14 protein-coding genes and 2 pseudogenes are annotated in these 23,375 nt (G+C 72.1%); 2 read left to right on the plus strand and 14 right to left on the minus strand.

Annotated elements, in window-relative coordinates; genetic code table 11:
- Window positions 1-19: 19 nt before the first annotated feature.
- The 11 genes and pseudogenes from treY to ACE7GA_RS10690 form a co-directional block, all read right to left on the minus strand.
- Window positions 20-2,818: a malto-oligosyltrehalose synthase gene (treY, locus tag ACE7GA_RS10640; RefSeq protein WP_376099207.1), complete on the minus strand. Its 2,799-nt coding sequence runs from the start codon at window positions 2,816-2,818 to the stop codon at window positions 20-22.
- Window positions 2,815-3,828: a 4-alpha-glucanotransferase gene (locus tag ACE7GA_RS10645; RefSeq protein WP_376100215.1), complete on the minus strand. Its 1,014-nt coding sequence runs from the start codon at window positions 3,826-3,828 to the stop codon at window positions 2,815-2,817. Before ACE7GA_RS10645 ends, treY begins: the two co-directional genes overlap by 4 nt.
- Window positions 3,762-4,295 (minus strand): annotated as a pseudogene (locus ACE7GA_RS10650) (4-alpha-glucanotransferase); the annotation flags it as partial. The pseudogene ACE7GA_RS10650 and the gene ACE7GA_RS10645, both read right to left, overlap by 67 nt.
- Window positions 4,217-4,849: a hypothetical protein gene (locus ACE7GA_RS10655; RefSeq protein ID WP_376099209.1), complete on the minus strand. Its 633-nt coding sequence runs from the start codon at window positions 4,847-4,849 to the stop codon at window positions 4,217-4,219. The gene ACE7GA_RS10655 and the pseudogene ACE7GA_RS10650, both read right to left, overlap by 79 nt.
- Window positions 4,846-5,106, minus strand: coding sequence for a DUF3459 domain-containing protein (locus ACE7GA_RS10660; protein WP_376099211.1), 261 nt, complete (start codon window positions 5,104-5,106; stop codon window positions 4,846-4,848). Before ACE7GA_RS10660 ends, ACE7GA_RS10655 begins: the two co-directional genes overlap by 4 nt.
- Entirely contained in the window at window positions 5,010-6,599 is a 1,590-nt protein-coding gene (gene treZ, locus ACE7GA_RS10665) for a malto-oligosyltrehalose trehalohydrolase (protein ID WP_376099213.1), read from the minus strand. Before treZ ends, ACE7GA_RS10660 begins: the two co-directional genes overlap by 97 nt.
- Window positions 6,592-8,709 (minus strand): glycogen debranching protein GlgX, encoded by a 2,118-nt coding sequence (glgX, locus tag ACE7GA_RS10670; protein WP_376099215.1) that lies wholly within the window; start codon window positions 8,707-8,709, stop codon window positions 6,592-6,594. Before glgX ends, treZ begins: the two co-directional genes overlap by 8 nt.
- A 47-nt stretch (window positions 8,710-8,756) precedes the next feature.
- Window positions 8,757-10,886 (minus strand): 1,4-alpha-glucan branching protein GlgB, encoded by a 2,130-nt coding sequence (gene glgB, locus ACE7GA_RS10675; RefSeq protein ID WP_376099217.1) that lies wholly within the window; start codon window positions 10,884-10,886, stop codon window positions 8,757-8,759.
- Complete coding sequence (treS, locus tag ACE7GA_RS10680; RefSeq protein ID WP_376099219.1) at window positions 10,883-14,161, minus strand: maltose alpha-D-glucosyltransferase; 3,279 nt, start codon at window positions 14,159-14,161, stop codon at window positions 10,883-10,885. The genes glgB and treS overlap by 4 nt, the downstream gene beginning before the upstream one ends.
- Entirely contained in the window at window positions 14,161-17,316 is a 3,156-nt protein-coding gene (locus tag ACE7GA_RS10685; protein ID WP_376099221.1) for an alpha-1,4-glucan--maltose-1-phosphate maltosyltransferase, read from the minus strand. The genes treS and ACE7GA_RS10685 overlap by 1 nt, the downstream gene beginning before the upstream one ends.
- 290 nt (window positions 17,317-17,606) lie before the next feature.
- Complete coding sequence (locus ACE7GA_RS10690) at window positions 17,607-19,052, minus strand: trypsin-like peptidase domain-containing protein (RefSeq protein WP_376099223.1); 1,446 nt, start codon at window positions 19,050-19,052, stop codon at window positions 17,607-17,609.
- Window positions 19,053-19,200: 148 nt separating this feature from the next.
- Here ACE7GA_RS10690 and ACE7GA_RS10695 point away from each other — a divergent pair.
- Together ACE7GA_RS10695 and ACE7GA_RS10700 are read left to right on the plus strand one after the other, a co-directional pair.
- Window positions 19,201-19,299 (plus strand): annotated as a pseudogene (locus ACE7GA_RS10695) (zinc-ribbon domain-containing protein); the annotation flags it as partial.
- Window positions 19,300-19,775: 476 nt separating this feature from the next.
- Entirely contained in the window at window positions 19,776-20,351 is a 576-nt protein-coding gene (locus ACE7GA_RS10700) for a substrate-binding periplasmic protein (protein WP_376100600.1), read from the plus strand.
- Here ACE7GA_RS10700 and ACE7GA_RS10705 read toward each other — a convergent pair.
- The 3 genes from ACE7GA_RS10705 to ACE7GA_RS10715 are packed head-to-tail and all read right to left on the minus strand — an operon-like array spanning window position 20,336 to window position 23,362.
- Window positions 20,336-20,794 (minus strand): GNAT family N-acetyltransferase, encoded by a 459-nt coding sequence (locus tag ACE7GA_RS10705; RefSeq protein ID WP_376099225.1) that lies wholly within the window; start codon window positions 20,792-20,794, stop codon window positions 20,336-20,338. The genes ACE7GA_RS10700 and ACE7GA_RS10705 overlap by 16 nt on opposite strands.
- 55 nt (window positions 20,795-20,849) lie before the next feature.
- Entirely contained in the window at window positions 20,850-21,740 is an 891-nt protein-coding gene (locus ACE7GA_RS10710) for a M10 family metallopeptidase C-terminal domain-containing protein (RefSeq protein ID WP_376099227.1), read from the minus strand.
- Window positions 21,683-23,362 (minus strand): calcium-binding protein, encoded by a 1,680-nt coding sequence (locus ACE7GA_RS10715; RefSeq protein WP_376099229.1) that lies wholly within the window; start codon window positions 23,360-23,362, stop codon window positions 21,683-21,685. Before ACE7GA_RS10715 ends, ACE7GA_RS10710 begins: the two co-directional genes overlap by 58 nt.
- Window positions 23,363-23,375: the final 13 nt, after the last annotated feature.

A 23,375-nucleotide genomic window follows, 5' to 3' on the forward strand; every position in this document is an offset into this window, starting at 1 on the left:
CGCGGCGCGGGGTTGCCGGTCAGGCCGGTTCCAGCAGCGCGACGGGAAGCCGGCGGAGGAGGGCGGAGAGGGGAAGACGCCCGCTGGCCGCGAAGGCCTCCCCGGTCAGCGTGTCGCGGAAGGACTGGCCGGCGAGCGTGTCGGGCAGGACGAGGTCGGTGCCCGCCCAGGCGTCCGGCGCAACCTGCGGTGCCGTGTCCGTTCCCGGCAGCCGGGCGGAAAGGCGCGTCGCGACGGCGATGCAGGCCGCGTCGCCGGCGCGCCGCGCGAAGGCGAGGACGTGGGCTGCAAGCGGGCCATCGGTTTCCAGGGGCAGGTACTCGCCTCCGGTAAAGACGGGGGCGTGGCGCGCGCGCAGGTCCAGGGCGCGGTGCAGGATCGCGGCCTTGACCCGCCCGTCGCGCCAGTGCGGGAGCAGGTCGGCGGGCGGCGTCCCGGCCTCCAGCGCGGCGAGGCGGGCGGCGAAGTCCACGGGGCGGCGATTGTCGGGGTCCACGAGAGAGAGGTCCCAGAACTCCGTGCCCTGGTAGAGGTCTGGGATGCCCGGCGCGGTGCAGCGCAGGACGAGTTGCGACAGCCCGTTCAGCGCGCCGGCGGGCGCGAGGCGGTTGACGAAGCCCGCGATGTCGTCGCGGAGGCGGCTGACGCGGTCGGGCGCGAGGATGGCGCGGAGGAAGTCCTGGCACGCGGCTTCGTAGGCCTCGTTCGGCGCGGCCCAGTCGGAGCGCCGCTTGCCCTCGCGCAGCGCCTTCTCCTGCCACTTCGACAGGCGTTCGATCAGGGTGTTCACGCCTGCGTCGTCGGCGGGGTCGAGCTCCATCGGCCAGGCGCCGACGAGGCTCTGGTAGAGCATCAGCTCGTCGGTGGAATCGGGGGCGGGCTCACCCTCGATCTCCTTCTTCAAAGGGGCGTTCAGGCGGGTCCAGCGGGTGAGGGCGGCGGACCATTCCTCCGGCAGTTCCGACAGGACGGCGAGGCGGATGCGCGCGTCCTCACCGCGCTTGTGGTCGTGTGTCGCGGTCGCGAGGATCTGGCGCGGAAAGTGCCGCGCGCGTTCGCGGTTGCCGGCATGGAAGGCGGCGGGCGTGAGCGCGAGGTGGGAGGGTTCCGACCCCACCTCGTTGCGGGAGATCAGGCGGCCATAGCGGTAGAAGGCCGTGTCCTCGACCGACTTGGCGGCGACGGGGGCGGAAAGCTGCTGGAAGCGGATGGCGGTGCGCCAGCGTTCCCGCCGCAGCGTGGTCGGCAGCGTGCGCGGCGTGTCGCCGCCGAGCCAGGCGTCGAGCAATTCCAACAATGGGCGTTCCGTCGCGCGGACGGTGCGGCGGGCGCCGGCCATGGCGCGGGCGAGCAGACGCTCGTCCTCCTCCGACCGTCCGGCGGCGCCGACGTAGGATCGGTAGGCGGGGAAGTGCACCAGCACCTCCGTCAGCGCGCGGCGGATGGCGGTGAGGGTGAAGTCGCGCGTCGCGAGGTCGCGCGAGGCGATGCGGCGCAGCGCGGCGGAGGTGCCGTTGAGTTCGGACGCCAGGTTGTAGCGGAGAATGTGGCGGCGGGCATCCTTCGCCTCCTCCGCGAAGTCGCGGGGGCGGCCGGTATGGGCATGCCAGAGGTCGGTCAGCGGTTCCGCGCCAGCGGGGTCGTGCAGGACGGCCGCGACCGCATCCATGAAGTCGTAGCCCGTGGTGCCGTCCACCAGCCAGTCGCGGCGCAGGCGTTCGTTCGGGGCGAGGATCTTCTCGATGACGAGAAGGGCAGGGCCGGCGGGCGCGTCGGCCGGCCGCGTGGGTTCCAGGGCGGCCAGGCGACGGCGCAGCTTCCGGCAGTAGCCGCGCGGGTCGGCCAGGCCATCCACGTGATCCACGCGCACGCCGTCGATCAGCCCGTCGGCGTAGAGGCGCAGGATCGTGGCATGGGTCGCGTCGAAGACGCGGGGACGCTCGACCTGGAGGCCGCCGAGGGAGGTGATGTCGAAGAAGCGGCGCCAGTTGATCTCGTCCGTCGCGGCGCGCCACCAGGCCAGGCGGTAGTGCTGCTGTTCCAGGAGGGCGTGGAGGCGCGCGCGGCCTTCCGCCGTCTTCGCGTCGTGCGCGGCGGTGACGGCGGCGATCTGCGCACCGCCCTCCGTCGTCGCGGCGTGGCGCGCGAGCAGGTCGAGCGCGAGGCCCGCCGCGGCGCGCGCCGCATCGCGCGAGCCGCCCGTGCCGAGCGCGCGGAAGGTCTGCGCCAGGCCTTCCAGCGCGGGTTCCTCGGTTGCGGAGAGGATGTCGGCGTAGGTGCGCGGCGCGATGGGGAAGCGGTGTTCGTAGTAGGCGACGTAGAACTTGCCGCTATGCGCCTCGAAGTTGAAGGTCAGGTCGCCGGCTTCCAGCGCGGTGCCGTAGGGCGCGCCGAGGAAGGGGGCGAGGAGCTTGTCGTGCAGCCCGGGATCGGGCGGGTCCCAGTCGATGTCGAAGAACTCGGCGAAGGGGGAGCGGCGGCCCCATTCCAGCACGTCGAGCCACCAGCCATTGTCCGCGCCGCCGACGCCCATGTGGTTCGGCACGATGTCGAGGATGAGGCCCATCCCCTCCGCCCGCAGCGCGGCGACGAGGCGGGACAGCGCCTCTTCCCCGCCCAGTTCGGGGTTGATCCGGTCGGGGTCCACGATGTCGTAGCCGTGGGTGGAACCGGGCCGCGCCTTCAGGATCGGCGAGGCATAGACATGGCTGATGCCGAGGCGCCGGAAGTAGGGCACCAGCGGCACGGCGGCATCCAGCGGAAAGTCCTTGTGGAACTGCAACCGGGCGGTGGCGCGGATCGGGCGGTCACCGCTCATGACGACCGGGCCTTCGCGAAGGCGGCGACGCGCGCCGTGACGTCGGCGGGGTCGAGGAGGGTCGCGGCCTCGCCGGGCATGCGGCGGCGCCAGTTGGGGTGCCCCTCCGTCGTGCCGGGGAGGTTGGGCTGTTCCTCCTGCGCCAGGGCGTCCTCCAACGGCAGCAGGGCCAGGGTGCAGGCGGCGCGGCCGACGTGGCGGGCCGCGGCGTCCACGACGGCCGTCGCACGCGCTTCGTCGGGCATGTCGCCTTCCGCCGATCCGGCGGCGCACAGGGCGTCCCACATCAGGCGGCGGTCGCGGACGCGTTCGTCGCGCTGCTCGGCGCCGTCATTCCCTTCGCCGAAGAGCCCGAGTTCCGCACGGCGCAGGATGTCGCGGCCCTTCCACCAGCCCGCGACGGTCGGCAGGTCGTGGGTCGTCGTGACGGCGACGGCGCCGGGGGACCATTGCGCAGGTGGGATGAAGGACTTGTCCTGCCGCTGCTCGAACCACAGGACCCGAAGGCCCATGACGCCGGCGGAGTCCAGCTGTTCACGGAAGCCCTCGGGCAGGGTGCCGAGGTCCTCGCCCACGACGACCGCACCGTGCCGCTGCGATTCCAGCGCGACGAGGCGGAGCATGTCGCTGACCGGGAAGTACAGATACGCGCCGTCGGCCGCCGAGGCACCCTCCGGCACGAGCCAGAGCCGCGCGAGGCCCATGACATGGTCGATCCGCACGCCGCCGGCGTGGCGCATGGCCGCGCGCAGCATTTCCAGGAAGGCGCCGTAGCCGTTGGCCTGCAGGCCGTGCGGCGAGAACGCCGAGATGCCCCAGGACTGGCCGAGCGGCGAGAAGATGTCGGGTGGTGCGCCGACGCCGACGCCGCGGAGGATCTCCCCTGCCGCGACCAGACGTGGGAGCCGCCGGCGTCCGTGCCGACGGCGAGGTCGGCGATGAGGCCGATCGAGGCACCGCCGTCCTTCATCGCCGCCTGGGCGGCAGCGAGGCCGCGACCGGCGAGGAATTGCAGGAAGGCGTGGAAGGCGACCTCCCGCGCGTGGTCGCGCGCGAAGGCTTCGACGCCCGGCGCGTCGGGGCGCGCGTATTCGGCGGGCCAGGTGCGCCAGTTCCAGAGGTTCTGGTCGCCTCCGTAGAGATGGGCGTGCAAGGCTTCGAAGCGCGCGTGGCTTTCCAGCGCCTCGCCGCCTTCGGCGCGGAAGCGGTCGAAGTGGTCGGAGCCCGGCCAGGAATCGAACATCGCGCGGAACAGTCGCAGGCGAAGGCGCGCCGCGTCCGGCCATTCGACGAGATCGGCGCGTTCCAGGCGTGCCAAGGCCTGTCCCGTGCCGGTCCGGTCGAGCGCAGCGGCCAGCGCCGCTTCGCCCAGCGCATCGGTCCGGGCGTGCAGGACATTCAGGAACAGGCGCGATGACGGCGCATAGGGCGAGAAGCGTTCGGGATCCGCGGAGAACTGGGCGTGAACGGGGGAGATCGCGAGCGCGGATGCCCCCGCGCCGTCGTCGCACGCGCCAGTTCCGCCAGCGCGCCGAAATCGCCGATGCCGCCGTCGCCGCGGCGCCGCAGGCCGTAGAGCTGCGCGGCGAGGCCCCAGGGGCGCGTTCCCTCCGCCACGCCGTGGCAGCGCGGGGGGCAGACGGCGAGGACCGTGCGTTCGCCGCCGATCTCCAGCCGGTGGTAGCCGGGCTGGTCCACCGCGTCGAAGGTCAGCAGCCCGTTGGCCTGAAAGGCGCGGCCTTCGCGGACCGTGCCGTCCTCCAGAGTCAGCCGGTAGGCCGGTGCGTCGGGCAGGCCGAGGAGGACGCGCTGCCCGGCGACCGCGGTGCAGAGCGGCGGCAGGCGCAACCGCCGCTCCTCCAGCCGCGCGCGGCTGTCCGCGACCTGCCCCGGCGTCTCCGCCGGCAGGTCGAGCGCGCCGAGGAGGTGGCGCATCGTGTCGGGGGAGACGTCGTGTTCCTCCCCGCGCACGTCTCGCCACCGAGCGGCGATGCCGGCGGAGCCGGCGAGGGCGAGCAGGGTTTCGGTCATGCGATGTCCAGAAGCGCGACCGTCGTGCGGGGCGGGATGGTGCCGGCGGCGAGCGTGGTGGCGGCGCCCGGCGCGGTCTCGTGCAGGAGGCGTCCGGTGGCCGTCACGGCCGCGGGCGCGTCGGCGAAGTTGCAGGCGATCGTCAGCCGCGCGCCGTCGCCTAGGCGCCAGCGGGCGAGGACCGCCTTGGGACCGACGGCCTCGGCGCCCTCGGCCGTGGCGCCGGGCAGGCGTGGGATGATCTCGGCGTGGCGCAACGCGAGGAGGTGGCGGTGCTGCGCGAGGATCGCGTCGTGCGGCGGGCGCGATGCTTCGGTGGGGGCGGGGATGGAAGCGGCGAAGGTGGACTCCGCCGTCGGGTCGGGGATGCGCGCGCGTGCTGCGGGATCGCGGAAGGCGGCGAAGTGGGAGAACTCGCGGCGGCGCCCCTCGCGGACGGCATCGCCGAGCGCCGGATCGGGGAAGAGACGAAGAACAGGAAGGGCGCCGTCGCGCCCCATTCCTCCCCCATGAACAGCATGGGAATCTGGGGCGACAGCAGCAGCAGCGCTGCCGCGGCCCGCAGTGCGCCGGGATGCGCCAGCGCGGGCAGGCGTTCCCCCATCGCGCGGTTGCCGACCTGGTCGTGGTTCTGCAGGAACAGGACGAACGAGGTCGGCGGCAGGTGCGCCGAGGGCTCGCCGCGCGGGCGGCCCAGGTGCGGCATGACCTCGCCCTGGAAGAGGAAACCCCCTTCCAGCACGCGCGCGAGTTTCCGCGCGCCGTCTTCGGCGAAGTCCTCGTAGTAACCCTCCCGCTCATCGGTCAGCAGGGGGTGCAGGACGTTGTGGCCGTCGTCGTTCCACTGGGCGTCAAACAGGTGCGGGGAGAGTTTCGACGCCGTGTTGCTCTCATTCTCCAGGACGAGGTGGACGTGGCGATCCGTGATCTCCCGCCGGACGCGGGTTGCCAGCGCATCGAGCCAGGATTGTTCGGAGATGGCATGGACCGCGTCGAGGCGCAGACCGTCGAAGCGGTAGTCGCGCAGCCAGGTGAGTGCCGCTTCCTCGAAGTAGGCGCGGACCTCCGGGCGGCGGAAGTCGATGGCGGCGCCCCAGGGCGTGTGCTGGCCTTCGTCGAAGAAGGGCTTCGCATAGGCGTGGAGGTAGGCGCCGTCGGGGCCGAAATGGTTGAAGACGACGTCGAGGAACATGGACAAGCCGAGGCCATGCGCCTCATCCACCAGCGCCTTCAGTTCGTCCGGCGTGCCGTAGGCAGCGTCGGGTGCGAAGGGCAGCACGCCGTCATAGCCCCAGTTCCGCGGGCCCGGGAAGTCGGCGATGGGCATGAGCTCGACGGCGGTGACGCCGAGGTCGCGCAGACGCGGCAGCATCGCGCGCACGCCTGCGAAGCCGCCGCAGGCTCCGGCATGGAGTTCGTACAGCACCGTCTCGTGCCAGGGCCGGCCGCGCCAGTCGGCGTGGCGCCAGCGATAGGCGCCGTGGTCCACGATCACCGAGGCGTCGTGCACGTCGCCCGCCTGGAAGCGCGACGCCGGATCGGGCACCAGCAGGTCGCCGACGCGGAAGTGGTACTGGTAGCCCGGAAGCGCCGGCGCCTCCGCGGCGAACCAGCCCGAGGCGTCGCCGCGCATGGGGAGGGCCGCGCGGCCTGCCAGCTGCAGCATCACGGCCTCGGCCGACGGTGCCCAGAGGCGGAAGGCCGCCGTGCCGTCCTGTCGCAGGACCGGGCCCCAGAGCGGGTCAGGCATCGCCGGCCTTGTCGAGCCGTGCCCAGAGCAGCGCGACGGAGCGCGCGCCGACCGTGAGCGTCGTCTCGCCCTCGTCCAGCATCCGCTCCTCCGCCTTAGGGTCGGCGCTGTCGAGGAGGAGGCACCAGTTCCGGCCCGTCGCCGGCACGGTGAAGGGCTGGTCCGCGGAGTCCGCGTTCAGCATGAACAACACGGTGTCCACGCCGCCGTCCGGCGCCACGTCGGCGCGGAGCATCTGGAATGTCTTGGCGATCGGGTCGTTCCAGGAGTCGGGCGTCAGCACCGCACCGTCCTGGCCAAACCACTGCGTGTCCTGCAGGCCGGGGAGCGGCTGCGACTGGCCGTGCGGGAAGCGCGCGGGGCGGAGCGGTGCGAGGCGGCCACGCAGCCGCGCCAGGCGGCCCGTGAAGTCGATGAGGTCTTGCGCCTTCGGCGTCGCGGCGCGTTCCCAGTCCACCCAGGAGATCTCGTTGTCCTGGCAATAGGCGTTGTTGTTGCCGCGCTGCGTGCGGTCCATCTCGTCGCCCGCCAGGATCATCGGCGTGCCGGCAGAGAAGAGCACCGTCGCGAGCATCGCGCGCTTCAGCCGCGCCCGGGTCTTCCCGATCTCCGCGTCGTCCGTCTCGCCCTCGAATCCCCAGTTGCCCGAATGGTTGTCGCCATGGCCGTCGCGGTTGTCCTCGCCGTTCGCCTCGTTATGGCGATCGGCGTAGGTGACGAGGTCATGGAGCGTGAAGCCGTCATGCGACGCCACGTAGTTCACGCTGGCCCAGGGGCGGCGCCCGCGGCGGTCGAAGAGTTCGGCCGAACCCGTCAGCCGCGCGGCGAGGTCGGGGCGACGATGCTCCTCCCCACGCCAGTAGCGGCGGACGCCGTCGCGGTACTTGTCATTCCACTCCGCCCAGCCCGGGGGGTGGTTGCCGACCTGGTAGCCGCCCGGGCCGACATCCCAGGGTTCCGAGATCAGCTTGACGCGGTTCAGCACGGGGTCCTGCCGCATCGCGTCGTAGAAGCCGGAACCGGGGTCGTAGCCGGTTGGCTCGCGGCCCAGGATGGTGCCGAGGTCGAAGCGGAAGCCGTCCACGCCGAAGGATTCGACCCAGTAGCGCAGGCTGTCCGTCACCATCTGCAGCACGCGGGGATGCGAGAGGTTGACGGTGTTTCCCGTGCCCGTGTCGTTGATGCAGTGGCGCGGGTTGTCCGGCATCAGCCGGTAGTAGGAGGCATTGTCGAGGCCGCGCCAGGAGATGGTCGGCCCCATCTCCGACCCCTCGCAGGTGTGGTTGTAGACGACGTCGAGGATGACCTCGATCCCCGCGTCGTGCAGGCGCCGCACGGTAGCGCGGATCTCGTCGAGGTTGCCGGTCGAGAGATAGGCGGGCTCCGGCGCGAAGAAGGACAGCGTCGAGTAACCCCAGAAATTCGTCAGCCCCTTCTCCACCAGGAAGCGGTCCTGCATGAAGGCGTGGACCGGTAGCAGCTCCACCGCGGTCACGCCGGTCCGGTTCAGGTGCTCGATGATCCGCGGATGGCCGAGGGCGGCGAAGGTCCCGCGCGCGCGTTCCGGGATGTCGGGGTGCTGGCGGGTCAGGCCCTTCAGGTGGGCCTCGTAGATCAGCGTGTCGTTCCAGGGGCGCCGTGGCGGCCGGGATTCGCCCCAGGAGAAGCCCTCGGCGGTGACGATGGCCTTGGGCATCGCGGCCGCGCTGTCGCGGCGGTCGAAGGTCAGGTCGCCACGGCCGGCGCCGACGCGGTAGCCGAAGAGCGCGTCGGACCAGGCGATGCCGCCCACCAGTTGCCGCGCATAGGGGTCGAGCAGCAGCTTCGTCGGGTTGAAGCGATGCCCGCGCGCGGGGTCGTAGGGGCCGTGAGCGCGGAAACCGTAGATGGTGCCGGGGCCGGCATCGGGCAGGTAGCCGTGCCAGACCTCGTCGGTGTGTTCCGGCAGGTCGAAGCGCGCGATTTCCCGCCGCCCGCCACCGGAGAAGAGGCAGAGCTCGATCCGCTCGGCGTGCGCGGAGAAGACGGCGAAGTTGACGCCCAGGCCGTCCCAATGGGCCCCGAGAGGGTAGGGGCTACCGGGCAGCAATCGGTCGGGCGTGGCGGGCATAAAACCTCAACTGTCCGTGTTCGGCCTAGAGGAACGGCCCGGACCGGTCACGGTTGAGCCGCAACGAGAATAAGCGCGGCCAGGGGCGGCAACGTCAACGAAACGGAATGAGAGCGGCCGTGGGCGGGGACATCCTCGGCGAAGACGACGCCGTCATTGCCGAGGTTGGATCCGCCATAGCCCGCGGCATCGCTGTTCAGCGCCTCGGTCCAGGCGCCCGCGACCGGAACGCCCAGGCGGTATTCTTCGCGGGGTACCGGCGTGAGGTTCAGTACGACCAGCACGGGTGGCGCGCCAGGCGCGTGGCGCGTGAAGGCCAGCACGGTATTGACCGTGTCGTCCGCCACCACCCAGGCGAAGCCCTCCGGGGCCGTGTCGCACGCATGCAGCGCGGGCAGGTCGCGATAGAGCCGGTTCAGGTCGCGCAGCAGCGACTGCACGCCGCGATGGCCCGGATCGTCCAGCAGGTGCCAGGGCAGTTGCGAATCATGGTTCCACTCCGTGGGCTGTGCGATTTCCGTGCCCATGAAGAGCAGCTTCTTCCCCGGATGCGTCCACTGGAAGGCAAGATAGGTGCGGAGGTTCGCGCGCTTCTGCCAGTCGTCGCCCGGCATCTTGCGAAGGAGCGACCCTTTCCCGTGCACGACCTCGTCGTGCGACAGCGGGAGGACGAAGCGCTCGGTATAGGCATAGACCATCCCGAAGGTCAGGCCGGAGTAATGCCAGCGCCGGTTGATCGGGTCTTCCTGCATCGTGTGCAGGGTGTCGTGCATCCAGCCCATGTTCCATTTGTAGTGGAAGCCGAGGCCACCCTCCTCGACAGGGGAGGAGACACCCGGCCAGGCGGTGCTTTCCTCGGCGACCATGATGGCGCCGGGGACGCGGTGACGGACGACGCCGTTCAGTTCCCGGATGAAGTCCACGGCTTCCAGGTTCTCCCGCCCACCGTAGCGGTTCGGAACCCATTCGCCGTGGTTGCGGGAGTAGTCGCGGTACAGCATGGACGCCACGGCATCCACCCGCAGCCCGTCCACGTGGAAATGCTCGAGCCAATGCACCGCGGAGGCGATGAGGAAGCCGCGCACCTCGTTCCGCCCGAAATTGTAGATCAGCGTGTTCCAGTCGCGGTGGAAGCCCTCCCGCGGGTCGGCATGTTCGTAGAGCGCGGTGCCGTCGAAGCGTCCGAGACCGTGCGGGTCCGTGGGGAAGTGCGCGGGCACCCAGTCCAGGATGACGCCGATCTCCGCGCGGTGGCAGGTATCCACGAAGCGCGAGAAGCCGGCGGGATCGCCGAAGCGCGCGGTCGGCGCGAACTGGCCGAGCGGCTGGTAGCCCCAGGATCCGCCGAAGGGGTGCTCCATGATCGGCAGCAGTTCGATGTGGGAGAAGCCCATGCCCTTCGCGTAGGGAATGAGGCGCCCCGCCAGCCCGTCCCAGTCCGGCGCGTGGCCGTCCTCCGCGCGCCACCACGAGCCCGGATGCACTTCGTAGATCGCGATCGGCGAATCCGGTGCTTGCGCGGCGGCGCGTCGCGCCATCCAGGCCTCGTCACGCCAGGCATGCGGCGCGGGATCCGCCACGATGGACGCCGTGCCTGGCGCCAGTTCCGCCTGCAGCGCGACGGGATCGGCCTTCTGCGGCAGGGGCGATCCGTTGGGGTCCAGCAATTCGAACTTGTAGCGCGTGCCGGGCCGGAGGCGTGGGACGAAGAGCTCCCACACGCCCGCTTCGCGCCGCAGCCGCATGGGGTGGCGACGCCCGTCCCAGGCGTTGAAGTCACCGACGACGGAGACGCGCCGCGCGTTCGGCGCCCAGACGGCGAAGCGCACGCCGGGCACGCCCTCCACCGTCATCACCTGCGCGCCGAGGACGCGGCCCATCTCGTGGTGCCGCCCTTCCGAGAGCAGGTGGATGTCCAGTTCGCCGAGGAGCAGGCCGAAGGAATAGGGGTCCTCCGTCTCCTGCACGCCGCCGTCCCACGTGATGCGCAGCGTGGCGCGGCCGGCCGGCGCAGGTCCCTCCCAAAGACCCGCGGGATGGACGAGCTCCAGCGCCTGCCCGCAAGCCTCCACCGCCCGCGCGCCGGGCTGGAAGGTGCGGAGGCGCCCGTCATGCACACCCAGCACGGCGAAGGGATCGCCGTGGCGTCCCTCCGCGATCGCGTCGGACGCACTCACGCCCGCACCAGGCGGTCGGCCAGCGCCGCGAGGCCGCGCAGCGGGATCGGCAGCCAGCCCGGACGGTTCGCCGCCTCGTAGCGCACCTCGTAGGCCGCCTTTTCCAGCGTGAAGAGGTCGATCAGCGCATCCGTCGTCGCCTCAGGCGCCCACTTCACCGGTGCCGCGGCCTCGGCCTCCCGATACGCCGTCAGGAAGGCCGCGCCTGCCTCCTGCCGGAAGCGCGCCAGCAGCGCGTCGCGGCGCTCCGCCGGGGCGGCCGACAACTGCCCGGCGGCCGCACCCGCCGCGTAGTCGAGCGACCGCAGCAGCCCCGCGACGTCGCGCAGCGGCGAACCCTTCGCGCGCCGCTCCTCCAGCGTGCGCGCCGGCTCCCCTTCGAAGTCCACGATCACGGCGTCGCCCTGCGCGACGAGGACCTGGCCCAGGTGGAAGTCGCCGTGCACCCGCGTCTTCAGCGCACCATCGGCCGAGGCCGCCAGCCGCCGCGCCGCGGCCCGCAGCCCGTCCGCACGGGCGAGGACGGAGTCGCGCAGTGCCGCGTCCTCTTCCGCCAAGTCCTGCGCGTCGCGCAACAGCGTCAGCGCCGGGTCGAGCTGCGCGATGGCGCCGGCGGCCCAGGACGTGCGGTCGGCCGTCCCCGCTTCCTCCGGCGCGAAGGCCGGATCGTCACTCGGTCGCGCCAGGACCGCGTGCAGTTCGCCCAACCGCTTCCCGAGCGCCGCGATGAAGGCGAGGTACCCCGCCAGCGCGTCGTTCCCATCCTCCGGCTGGTCGGCTGCGCGGGACAGCCAGTCCAGCGTCCAGCCCCAGGCATCGCCCTGGTTCCGCACGAAGCCCTGCACGAGCATCAGGGTCACCGGCGTCCCGTCGGGCGCGTGGCGCACGACTTCCCCCAGCAGCGGCGGCGCGGATTCGTAGCCGGCCGCGGTCAGGTAGCGGGTCATCTCCACTTCGGGATGCACGCCTGCCGTGAGCTTGCGGAGGATCTTCAGCACCGTGGCCTCTCCCACGATGATCGAGGTGTTGGACTGTTCCCCAGGCAGACGCCGCACCTCCGGCGTCGGCCCCAGTTCCAGCGTAAGGAGACGTTCGTCCGGGACGAAGTGGACTTCCCCGTCCTCCGTCTTCGCGACGGCCCGGCCCCGCAGCGCATCGAACACGCGATGGATGAAATGGTCCGACGCGAAGGCATCGGTCAGGTAGCCAACGCGCCGCCCCTGCCGCAGTCGCGTCAGCGCCAGCTGGTAGGCCAGCGGCGAAGCCGTGTCGTCATCCTCCACCACCGCCAGCGGCAGCGCGTAGCGTTCGGTACGGCCGGGCAGCGTCACCTCCACCTCGGCGAGCAGCGTGAAGCGGCCGCCCGGGATCGGCGCGATGGCGCGCAGTCGCACGCCTTCCAGCGCCTCACCCTTCGACGCGAACCAGCGCCGCTTCGCGAGCCATTGCGGCAGCGCGTCGCGCTCGATCGCCTCCCGCTGGGCACCCGCAAGCTCCGTCGCGGTGGTCGGGAAGACGAGGGTGCGGAGATCTGGCAAGGGCTCGGGCGCCTTCACGTGCCAGGCCGGCATGACCTGATCGGTGGCAAGCAGGAACCAGTAGAAGCCGTAGGGCGGCAGCGTCAGCAGATAGGTTAATTGCCCGATCGCGGGGAATGCCGTGCCGCCCAGCATCTCCACGGGCACGCGCCCGGCCAGCGATGAAAGGTCAAGTTCGACCGCCTGCGCCGTGCGGGACAGGTTGAAGACGCATAGCGCCGTCTCCCCCTCGTATTCCCGCAGGTAGGCCAGGACCTTGCGGTTGCCGGGGTAGAGCAGCCGCATCGTCCCGCGCCCGAAGGCCTGGGATCGCTTGCGCGTCGCCAGCATTCGCTTCGTCCAGTTCAGCAGCGAATGCGCGTCGCGCTCCTGCGCCTCCACGTTCACGGCCTGGAAGCCGTAGAGCGGGTCCTGGATCGGCGGCAGCACCAGCCCGGCCGGATCCGCCTTGCTGAAGCCGCCGTTGCGGTCGGGCGACCACTGCATCGGCGTCCGCACCCCGTCGCGGTCGCCGAGGTAGATGTTGTCGCCCATCCCGATCTCGTCGCCGTAGTAGATGACCGGCGTGCCGGGCATGGAGAGCAGCAGGCCGTTCATCAGTTCGATCCGCCGCCGGTCCCGTTCCAGCAGCGGCGCAAGGCGCCGGCGGATGCCGAGGTTGATCCGCGCGCGGCGATCGGCCGCGTAGGTGTTCCAGAGGTAATCCCGTTCCTTGTCCGTCACCATCTCGAGCGTCAGCTCGTCGTGGTTCCGCAGGAAGATCGCCCACTGGCAGCCCTCCGGGATGTCCGGCGTCTGGCGCAGGATGTCGGAAATCGGGAACCGGTCCTCCTGCGCGATCGCCATGTACATCCGCGGCATCAGCGGGAAATGGAAGGCCATGTGGCACTCGTCGCCACTGCCGAAATACTGCTGCGTGTCCTCCGGCCACATGTTGGCCTCGGCCAGCAGCATGCGGCCGGGGTGCCCGCGGTCGAGTTCCCGCCGGATCTCGCGCAGGATCGCGTGCGTCTCCGGCAGGTTCTCGTTGGACGTACCGTCGCGCTCGATGAGGTAGGGAACGGCATCGAGACGCAGGCCATCCACCCCGGCGTCGAGCCAGTAGCGCATGACCTTCAGCACTTCCTCCAGCACCGCGGGGTTCTCGAAGTTCAGGTCGGGCTGGTGGGAGTAGAACCGGTGCCAGAAGTACTGGCCGGCGACGGGGTCCCAGGTCCAGTTGGACTTCTCGGTATCCAGGAAGATGATGCGCGTGCCGGAATACAGTTCGTCGGTGTCCGACCACACGTAGAAGTCCCGCTCCGGCGACCCCTTCGGGGCGTTGCGCGCGCGCTGGAACCAGGGATGCTGGTCCGACGTGTGGTTCACGACCAGTTCGGTGATGACCCGCAGCCCCCGCCGATGCGCCTCGTCGATGAAGCGCCGCGCGTCGTCCAGCGTGCCGTAATCCGGATGCACACCGACATAGGTCGCGATGTCGTACCCGTCATCCTTCCGCGGGGAGGGATAGAACGGCAGCAGCCACAGCGTGTCCACGCCGAGGTCGGCCACGTAGTCCAGCTTCTGCAAGAGCCCTTCGAAATCCCCGACCCCGTCATGGTTGGAATCGAAGAAGGACTTCACGTGCAGCTGGTAGATGACGGCGTCCCGGTACCATTGCGGGTCGCGCGGATCGGCCTCCCGCACCGGCGGCAGGTTGTCGGAGGGAAGCGCGTCGCCGACGCTTTCTGGGGGCATCAGGTGTTCCCGTCGCGGGCGGTCGGGCGCCAGCCACCCTGCGGGGCGGCGCGCCAGATCAGGAAGGGTTGTTCGGGGGTCAAGGTGATGCGGCCCTGCTTTCCGTTCCAGGTGAATCGGCGACCGGTCATCAGGTCTTCGACCTCCAGCGCTGCGCCGTCGGGAAGGTTCCAGTGCCACAGCGGCATCTCGATCGCAGCGTCCTGCGGACGCGACGGGTCCATGCTGACGGCGATCAGGACGACATTGGACCGGTCCGCCGTCGCCTTCTCGTAGAACAGCACGGCATCGTTCGCCGCGGGCAGGAAGGTCACGCCGAGATGCGTCCACAGCGCGGGGTTCGCGCGCCGGATGTGATTGAGGCGCGTGACCTCATCCACGATGTCACCGGGGCGGCGCTCCGGCCAGACGCGGATCTGGTACTTCTCGCTGTCCAGGTACTCTTCCTTCCCCGGAAGCGGCGTCGCCTCGCAAAGCTCGAAGCCCTGGTACACGCCCCAGAGTCCCGACAGGGTCGCCGCCAGCGCCGCGCGCGCCAGATGCATCGGCCGCCCGCCCGTCTGCAGGTGGCGCGGGTTGATGTCCGGCGTGTTGACGAAGAAGTTCGGGCGGAAGAAGTCACACGGCGCCCCACCCGAAGGACTCGGCGTCGAGAGTTCCGTCAGGTACTCCGCCATCTCGGCCTTCGTCTCGCGCCAGGTGAAGTAGGTGTAGGACTGCGAGAACCCGACCTTCGCGAGACGGTACATCACCTTGGGGCGCGTGAAGGCTTCGGACAGGAAGATCACCTCCGGGTTCGTCGCCCGGATCTCGCCGATCATCCACTCCCAGAACGGCAGCGGCTTCGTGTGTGGGTTGTCCACGCGGAAGATCTTGACGCCCTGGTCCACCCAGAAGCGCACGGCGTCGTGCAGCGCGACCCACAGGGAAGGCTTCGCGCCCTCCGCGTAGAAGTCCACGTTGACGATGTCCTCGTACCTCTTCGGCGGGTTCTCGGCGTACTTGATCGTCCCGTCGGGACGCCAGTCGAACCAGCCGGGATGCTCCTTCAGCCAGGGATGATCGGGGGAACACTGGATGGCGAAGTCCAGCGCCAGTTCCAGCCCGTGCTCCGCTGCCGCGTCGCGCAGGCGGTGGAAATCCTCCAGCGTGCCGAGTTCCCGGTGAATCGCGTCGTGCCCGCCCTCCTCCGACCCGATGGCATAGGGCGAGCCCACGTCCTCCGGCCCCGGCGTCAGCGTGTTGTTGCGCCCCTTCCGGTTCTTCCGCCCGATCGGGTGGATCGGCGGGAAGTACAGCACGTCGAAGCCCATCGCCTGCACGCGGGGCAGGATGCGGATGACGTCGGCGAAGGTGCCGTGCCGCGTCTCGCTGCCGGACTGCGACCTCGGGAAGACCTCGTACCAGGACGCGAAGCGCGCCTCCAACCGCTCCGCATCCACGATCCCGTGCGGCGATTGCCGGATTCGCTGCGGGCGCGGGTCCGCGGCCTGCATGAGCGCCGCCGTCTCCGGCGCGGTCAGCAAAGCCAACCGCGTCGCGTCGTCCGCGCCCTTCACCGTCGCCGCCAGCGCCTCGATCGCACGCCGCAGGTCCTTGCCCTTCACGTCGCCGCGCGACGCGAGGAGGCGGCGCCCTTCCTCCAGTTCCAGCGTCACGTTCACGCCGGCGGCGGTCTTCTTCGTCACCTCGTCGCGCCAGGCGGCATAGGCATCCACCCAGGCCTCCACCGCGAACTGGTGTCGCCCCAGTCGCGACAGCGGGAAAGACGCGGTCCACCGGTCGTTGCCGAGCGGCCGCATCCGCACTTCGCGCCACTCGTCCTCGTCCGCCGCGCGCCAGAGCAGGGCGGCGGCGAGCGTCGTGTGCGTGTCCGCCACGATGTCGGCCTCGACGGTCACGACCTCTCCCACCGTGCGCTTCACGGCGAAGCGGCCGCCATCCACGAGCGGCGTCACCGCCTCGATCCCGATGCGCGGGACGGCGACGCCCTCCTTCGCGTCCCCGCGCCCTGGCCGGCGGACCGCCGCCGCGCGCGCGGCGCGCAGGGCCAGCACCTCGCCGGCGGCCAGCGCGACCGGCCCGTCCGGCAGCGTGAAGGCGCCGAGCCCGGCGCCGATCGCCGCCGGATCGAGGGTGGCCGGTGCCGTATCCGCATTCGCCAGCACGACCAGCGCGTCCTCGGCCACGCGCAGGTCAGACCCCGCGCGCGCGACCGCGAGGACCGGCGCGCCGGGGGCGCTGAGCACCCGCGTCGCGCCGCCCATTCCCGCCGTCTCCCGCAGGGTCGCGCAGGCCGCCCGCAACGCGTCGTCGGACGCGCCGAAGCCGTCGGGCACCAGCAGCGCGTCGCCCAGCGCGGCGGCGAGGCCCAGCCGCAACCTGTCCTCCGGCGCAGGGCGCGTGCCGGGGAGCGCCGGGAAGGCCAGCAAGGGCCCCGGCAGGGCCGCCCGTTCCTCCATCAGCCACGCGTCCCGGCCGTTCCACCACGCGACGGAGGAGGACAGGGCGTCGAACCCCGCGCCCTTCAGCGCCCGCGCCTCGTCCCAAGGCTGGCCGTTCGTGAGCGCTGCGAACATCACCTCGGGCCGTGCGCCGCGCGCCGCGGCGATCAGGGCGGCCCAGGCCTCGGCCGACAGGCGGCCGGGCGAGCCCGCGAGGAACCCCGCCACCCCCGCGCCGACCCAGTCCGCCAGCCGCTCGCCCCACCAGGCGCGGGTCTCCGGCAGGTCCAGGTCCATGACCGCCACGTCCAGCCGCACCGGGCCCCGCCGCGGGTCGGGCGGCGCAGCCTCGTCGCGGCGGAACAGGTCGGGTCGCGTCCCCGCCAGCGCGCCGCCGGCGGCGAAGGCCTCGGGTGCCAAGTCCAGCCAGAGCGCCAGCCCGGCGGCGCCCGCGGCCTGCGCGACGGCCGCGATCGCCTCCGTACCAGCACCCAACCCGGCGCCGAGCGCCGGGTGCGCCCGGTCCGGATCGCCCATGGCCACGCCGGACGGTCCCGGAGCCACCGGCGGCGGCACGCAGACCGCCGTGAAGCCGAGCGCAGCGACGCGGGACAGCGCCGCCGGCCAAGCCGGAAGCGCCCCCAGCCGAAGGGGGTCGAGGTGATGGATCGCGAGGGGGGGCACGGGCGGGGAACGGCCGGTGCCGCTCATGGTTCCCTTCCGACGGCGACGTTTCATGGGGATGTCTCGGTGTTCGCAGGCCGTGTCGCGACCGCCAAGCGCGGCCCCGTGCAAGAGGGCGTGAGGTGTCACCGATTCCGCAACGATCCCGTTCTGCCCTGCGGTTCGCACCCCCGGGGGAGGCTGCGCGGGGGGGCGTGCTGGCACCGCGGCGTCGAGGAGCCGGCATGCCGGGGCGGCGGGACGCGGCGCGACCGCCCCCCCCCCCGCGGGCCGGCGCCACAGGGGGCGGCCCTACCGATCGGCCCTACCGATCGGCCCTACAGGTCGAAGGAGGAATCCTTCGGCACGTGGTAGGCGATCCCCTCGTAGGTGTATTGCGGCAGCCGCGCGATAACCGCGTCCCGCTCGGCCGTGCTCGTCGTGAAGAAGTGTCCGCCGGCGATCGTGTTGAAGAAGCGGTACACCGCGGCGTAGCCCTCCTCGGCCCCCGGCATCGCGAAGTACCCCACCCCTTCCTCGCGCAGGTGCGGCAGGCGGGCCCGCACGGCGTCGCGCTCGACCGGATCGGTGGTGAAGAAGTGCCCGCCCGCGACGGTGTTGAAGAACCGGTAGACGGGGACCGCGCCGGGCGTGTCGCCGTCCTCGGCGTAGTAGCCCGTGCCCTCGTAGCGGTACTGCGGCAGCGTGGACCGAACGGCGTCGCGCTCCACCGGGTCGGTGGTGAAGAAGTGGCCGCCGGCGACGGAGTTGAAGAAGCGGTATACCGCGGACTTGGCGAAGGAGAGCGTCTCGACGCCCGTCAACACGTCCGTCCCGTCGCGGCCCGCCACCCGGTCGGAGACGGTGACGACACCCCCCGCGTCTGTGACGGCGTAGTCCGCCCGCGGGCCGCGGAAATAGGCGGTGTCACGCCCCCCGCCGCCATCCAGCTGGTCGTTCCCGCCGCCGCCGATCAGCCGGTCGTTCGCGTCACCGCCGCGTAGCGTGTCGTTCCCCTCGAAGCCCGAGAGGATGTCGGCGTCGGCCGTGCCGGCGAATTCGTCGGCACCGGGCCCGCCCTTGCGCTGGACCGGCGTGCCGATCAGCACGTCGTTCGCGTCGAGGCGCAGCCGGATCGCGTCCTGTCCCGCCGGGTCCGCCGCCGCCAGCCGCGTCGAGACGATGCCGACGACGAGCCTGTCCGCCCCCGACTGCACGTAGACCGGCCCGCCGGAGCTGCCGGGACTGATGTCGAGGAGGCTGGTCCACACGAAATCGTCGCGCAGGTCGTCGAACACGTAGGCCGTGTCGGTGACGAGGCTGCCATAGCGCGCCGGGTAGGCGGCGAGGGTGGCGGTGCCGCTCCGGAAGCTGTCGGAGAAGTCCACCTTGTACCACCCGGTCTGGTCGCCGATCGGCACGGAGAGGTCGAGCAGGGCGATATCCAGCTCGCTCCCGCCCCGCGTCGCGGCGCGCCCGTCGCCCGTCAGGAGGTAGCCGTCCCCGTCCGGGTCGAAGGCGGTGGAGTAGGTCGCCTTGATGGAAAAGTAGGTGCCGAGGAGCCCCGTGCCGATCGCCGGGTCGTAGGCCGGCTCGATCTCCACCTTCGTCGCGGCGCCGCCGTCGCGGAGGCTGAAGGCCATGTGCGCGGCCGTCAGCACGTCGTTCCGGCCGACCACGACGCCGCTGCCGCCGTAGACGGCGCCGCTCGGGAAGGTGCTGGTGATGTGGACGACGGGAAGCCAGGGCTTCGCCGTGGCGTCCGCGACGTACTGCGCGCTCATCGCGTCCTTATTCCCTTCTTCCCTTCGCGGGCCGGCGGGCTTCCCGACGGCGCCGTTCACGCAAATCCGATAACCTTTCGCCCGCACCCGGGGAAGCCGCGGGACGCTGCTGTTGCGGCGGCGGCCCGGCGCCCGCATCTTCCGGGCGATGCGCGTCGCCTGCCCCCATTGCAGCGCCGAATATGACCTGCCGTCCGCAGTGGTGGCGCGGCTGAACGGCGCTCGCACGGTCCGCTGCGCGCGCTGCGGAACGGCCTGGGCGCCGCCGCCGCCCGCGGCTGCCCCGCCGCCCCCGTCCCTGTCCCCGTCCCTGTCCTCCGTCTCGGCCCCCCTCTCGGCCCCCGCCCTGGCGGTCCCGGAGAATACCCGGGACCGGGCCGGCGGGGGCGAAAGGCCCGGGACGGCGGTCCCCCCTTGCCGCCATCCATGCAACCCCCGGTGCCGGAGGTCCCGCCGACCCCCGGGCCACCCCGCGTTCCCCGCCGCCGCGCCGCACCTCGGAGGAAGGGCCGCGCGTCGCCCTCGCCTGGACCCTGTCGCTCGTGATCCTGGCCGCGGCGGCCTGGGCCGCCTGGGCCTACCGGGCGGAGGTCATGGCGGCCTGGCCGCCCTCGATCCGCGCCTACGCCGCCCTTGGGCTGGCGGGGTGAGCGGGACGCCCGTCCCTGTCCTCACCGCGGATATCCGGCCCTTGTCCATCGCCGGGGGCGAGGCGGGGGGATCGTGCCCGACCTGCTGCGCGCGGCGGCGGCGCGGATCGGGCGGGACGCCGCCTTCTCCTTCCTCCCCTTCCCCGAGGCCGTGGCCCGCGCCCGCGCGGCGCGCGGGCTGCTGATCGCACCGCTCGGCCGCGAGCCGTCGCGGGAGGGCGACTTCACCTGGGTCGCGCCGCTCCTCGACGTGCCGCAGGTGATGGGGACGCTCGGCACGGCGGTGGACCTGGACGACGCCCGGCGCCTGTCCCGCATCGCCGTGCCGCGCGGCGGGGTGCAGGAGAGGTTCCTGCGCGACCGCGGCTTCGAGAACCTCCTGCCCGTCGAGGAAGCGCACGAGGCCGCGTGCGCCCTGGCGGAGGGCCGGGCGCAAGCCTGGTACGCCACGGCGAGCCAGATCGCCTGGGAGATGGCCGCCCTCGGCCACGCCGCCCGCCTGGGGCCGCCGGTGGTGACGGCGACCGCCTGGCTCGCGGCCTCGCCGGACCCGGGCGACCTGCCGCTCGCGGCGCTGCGGGAGGCTCTGGCGGCAATGGCCGCGGAAGGGGCGGTGGACCGGGCCTGGCGGGCCTACGTGCCGGGCTGACCCGCGGGGCGGCGAACCATCGTCATCGAGTCCGGGTCGGCGGGCGCGCTCTCGAAGCCGAGGCGGGCATAGAGGCCGTGGGCGTCCCGCGTCGTCAGCGTCCAGTGCGTGACGGTCGCGAGTGCGGGATGCGAGAGGACATAATCGACCATCGCCCGGCCCAGGCCGAGCCCGCGCGATGCCGGCCGCACGAAGACGTCGGCGAGGTGCGCGCGGAGGGCGCGATCCGTCACCAGCCGCGCGAAGCCGGCCACGGCACCGTCCGGCGCGGTGACGACGACCGGCAGGGAATGCGCCCAGGCCCGTTCAGTGACGGCGCGCGGGCGGCCAGCGGACCAGTAGGCGGTCGAGAGGGCGGCGTGGACGGCGTCCATGTCCAGCCGGCGCCGGTCGTCGCTGACGACGTGGCCGTCGGGCAGGGTCACGGCGTGGACGGGCGTCATGGTCCCAGGCCTGGGCGGGCCGGGCTGCGGCGCGAAGGCCGGCGTGGCCCTCGCCTCACGCGACGACGAAGAAATCGGCGTAGGAGGGCATGGGCAGGCCCGCGAGGGTCGCGATCAGGACCGCCTTGCCCGGCCCGTCGCCATCCGCATCCCAGCGCAACCGGCCCGTGTCCGTCTCGTAGGTGAATTGCGGGTGGTCGCCGTAGGGTGAGCCGGTCACCGACGGCTGGAAGGCCACGACGTAGAGCCGTCCCGGGGGCAGGCCGAAGGTGGCCGCGGAGACCTCGATCCGGTCCTGGCCCGGCGTGAAGTCCAGGATGACGTCGCGGCCCTCCGACGGGCTGCCGAAGCGGAAGCTGTCCGCCCCGTCACCGCCATGCAGCCCGTCGGCGCCTGCCCCGCCGATGAGCGTGTCGTCGCCGCCCTCGCCCCGCAGCCGGTCCGTGCCGCCCCCGCCGACGAGCAGGTTGGCCGCTGCATCGCCGCGGATCACGTCGTCGAAGGAGGAGCCGATGACGTCCTCGATGCGGGAGAACACGTCGCCCGCCGCATCGCCGCGGTTCGCGGCGGGGCGGAGGAGGTTGACCGTCACGCCCGCCGCCGAACCCGCGTAGGAGACGGCATCCCGGCCCGCACCGCCCAGGAGTTCGTCGGCGCCGACCCCGCCCTCCAGCGTGTCGTCGCCCTCGTCGCCCTCCAACCGGTTCACTCCGGCATCGCCGACGAGGAGATCGCCGGATCTCGAGCCGATGACGTTCTCGATGCCGATCAGCGTGTCGCCCGCCGCGCCGCCGCCGGTGATGCCGAGCGCGAGGTTCACCGTCACCGCCGTCGCGCCGGACCCGTTCGTCAGGAAGGAGGCGGTGTCGCGCCCCGCCCCGCCATTGATCAGGTCGGCGCCGGGATCGCCGCGCAGCGTGTCGTTCCCCTCGCCGCCCAGCAGCACGTCGTCGCCCTCGCCACCCAGGAGGAGTCGGCGCCCTCGCCGCCATCCAGCACGTCGTTGCCCGCGGCTGCGGCGAGCGTGTCGTTGCCGCCGAGGCCGAACAGGCCGTTGTTCCCGGGGTTGCCGATGATGGTGTTGTTCGCGGCATTGCCCCAGCCCCGGAGGTTGCCGCCCGACCCGATGAACTGGAGATCCTCGAAATGCTCGGGGAGGACGAAGTCGATCGAGGCCTGGACGATGTCATGGCCGCCGTCCGCCTCCTCGGCGACCGTGGTGCCGGCAGACACGATGTAGAAGTCGTCGCCCGCACCGCCGATCAGGGTGTCGGCGCCGCCGCCGCTGACGAGGATGTCGCCGTCCTTCCCGCCGACGATCAGGTCGTTCCCTCCGCCGCCCTCCAGGATGTCGGAGCCGTCACCGCCCTGGAGGGTGTCGTTGCCATCGAGTCCGCCGAGGTAGTCGCCCCTGGCTCCGCCCGTCATGACGTTGTCCCGCGTGTTCCCGCGAGCCTCCAGGTACAGGTCGGGATCGAGATCGGGACCGTAGAGGAAGACGAGGTCGTCCAGCCCGTCGCCGAGCGTCCAGTTCACGCCTTGCGCGACGACGAGGCCGCGGCCTGCCCCGGGAGCGACCAGGATCACGTCCGCCGCGTCGTCCACGGTGTAGGTCGTGTCGCCGGCGCCACCCTTCATCGTGTCCGCCCCCGCACCGCCGTCGAGGGTGGCGGAGACGGAGCCGACGCTGTTGTCCAGCAGGTCGTTGCCGGCGCCGCCGAGCATCGCGGTCAGCGCTGCCTGACCGTAGAGGGAGTCGTTCCCCTCCCCGCCGTCCAGCGTGCTGCCGCCGCCTCGCGTCAGCATGCTGTCGTTCCCGCCCTCGCCCTTCAGCAGGTCGGCGCCGCCTTCGTTGAGGAAGACGTCGTCGCCGCCCCCGCCGAGGACGCTGTCGTTCCCCCGGCCGGAGTTGATGCGATCCGCGGCGGCGCTGCCCGTCAGCGTGTCGTCGAAGGCGGAGCCGGTGAGCGCCTCGATGCCGGTGAGCAGGTCGCCCGCCGCCTCGCCGGCCGTGCCCTTCCCGAGTGCCAGGCTGACCGCGACGGCCGCGCCGGCGTTCGCATAGGTCGCGGTGTCCGTGCCGATGCCGCCGGTCAGCGTGTCGGCGCCGATGCCGCCGTCCAGCGTGTCATCGCCCTCACCGCCGAGGAGCAGGTCGGCGCCGCCGCCGCCGGCAAGCTGGTCCCCGCTGCCGAGGCCCGAGAGGATGTCGTCGCCGTTGCCCCCCAGCAGCTGGTTGCCGCCGGCATCGCCGACGAGCGTGTCCGCGTAGGCCGAGCCCAGCAGGCCCATGATGCCGACGAGGGTGTCACCCGCGGCATCCCCGATCGTGCCGATGCCCGTCGTGAGGCTCGCCGACACGCCGGACAGGGCGGTGCCGTAGGACGCGACATCGGCTCCGATGCCGGGCCCGCCGTCCAGGAGGTCGGCCCCGGGCCCGCCGATGAGCGTGTCGTTCCCCCCGCCGCCACGCAGCGTGTCGTTGCCGCCGAGGCCGTCGATCAGGTCATCGGCGTCGTCCCCGGTGATGCTGTCGGCGCCGGAAGTCGGGGCGGGGCTGTAGGCCATCGGGCGGTTCTCG

Source organism: Roseomonas sp. CCTCC AB2023176 (assembly GCF_042259275.1).
Classification (GTDB): Bacteria; Pseudomonadota; Alphaproteobacteria; order Acetobacterales; family Acetobacteraceae; genus Roseomonas.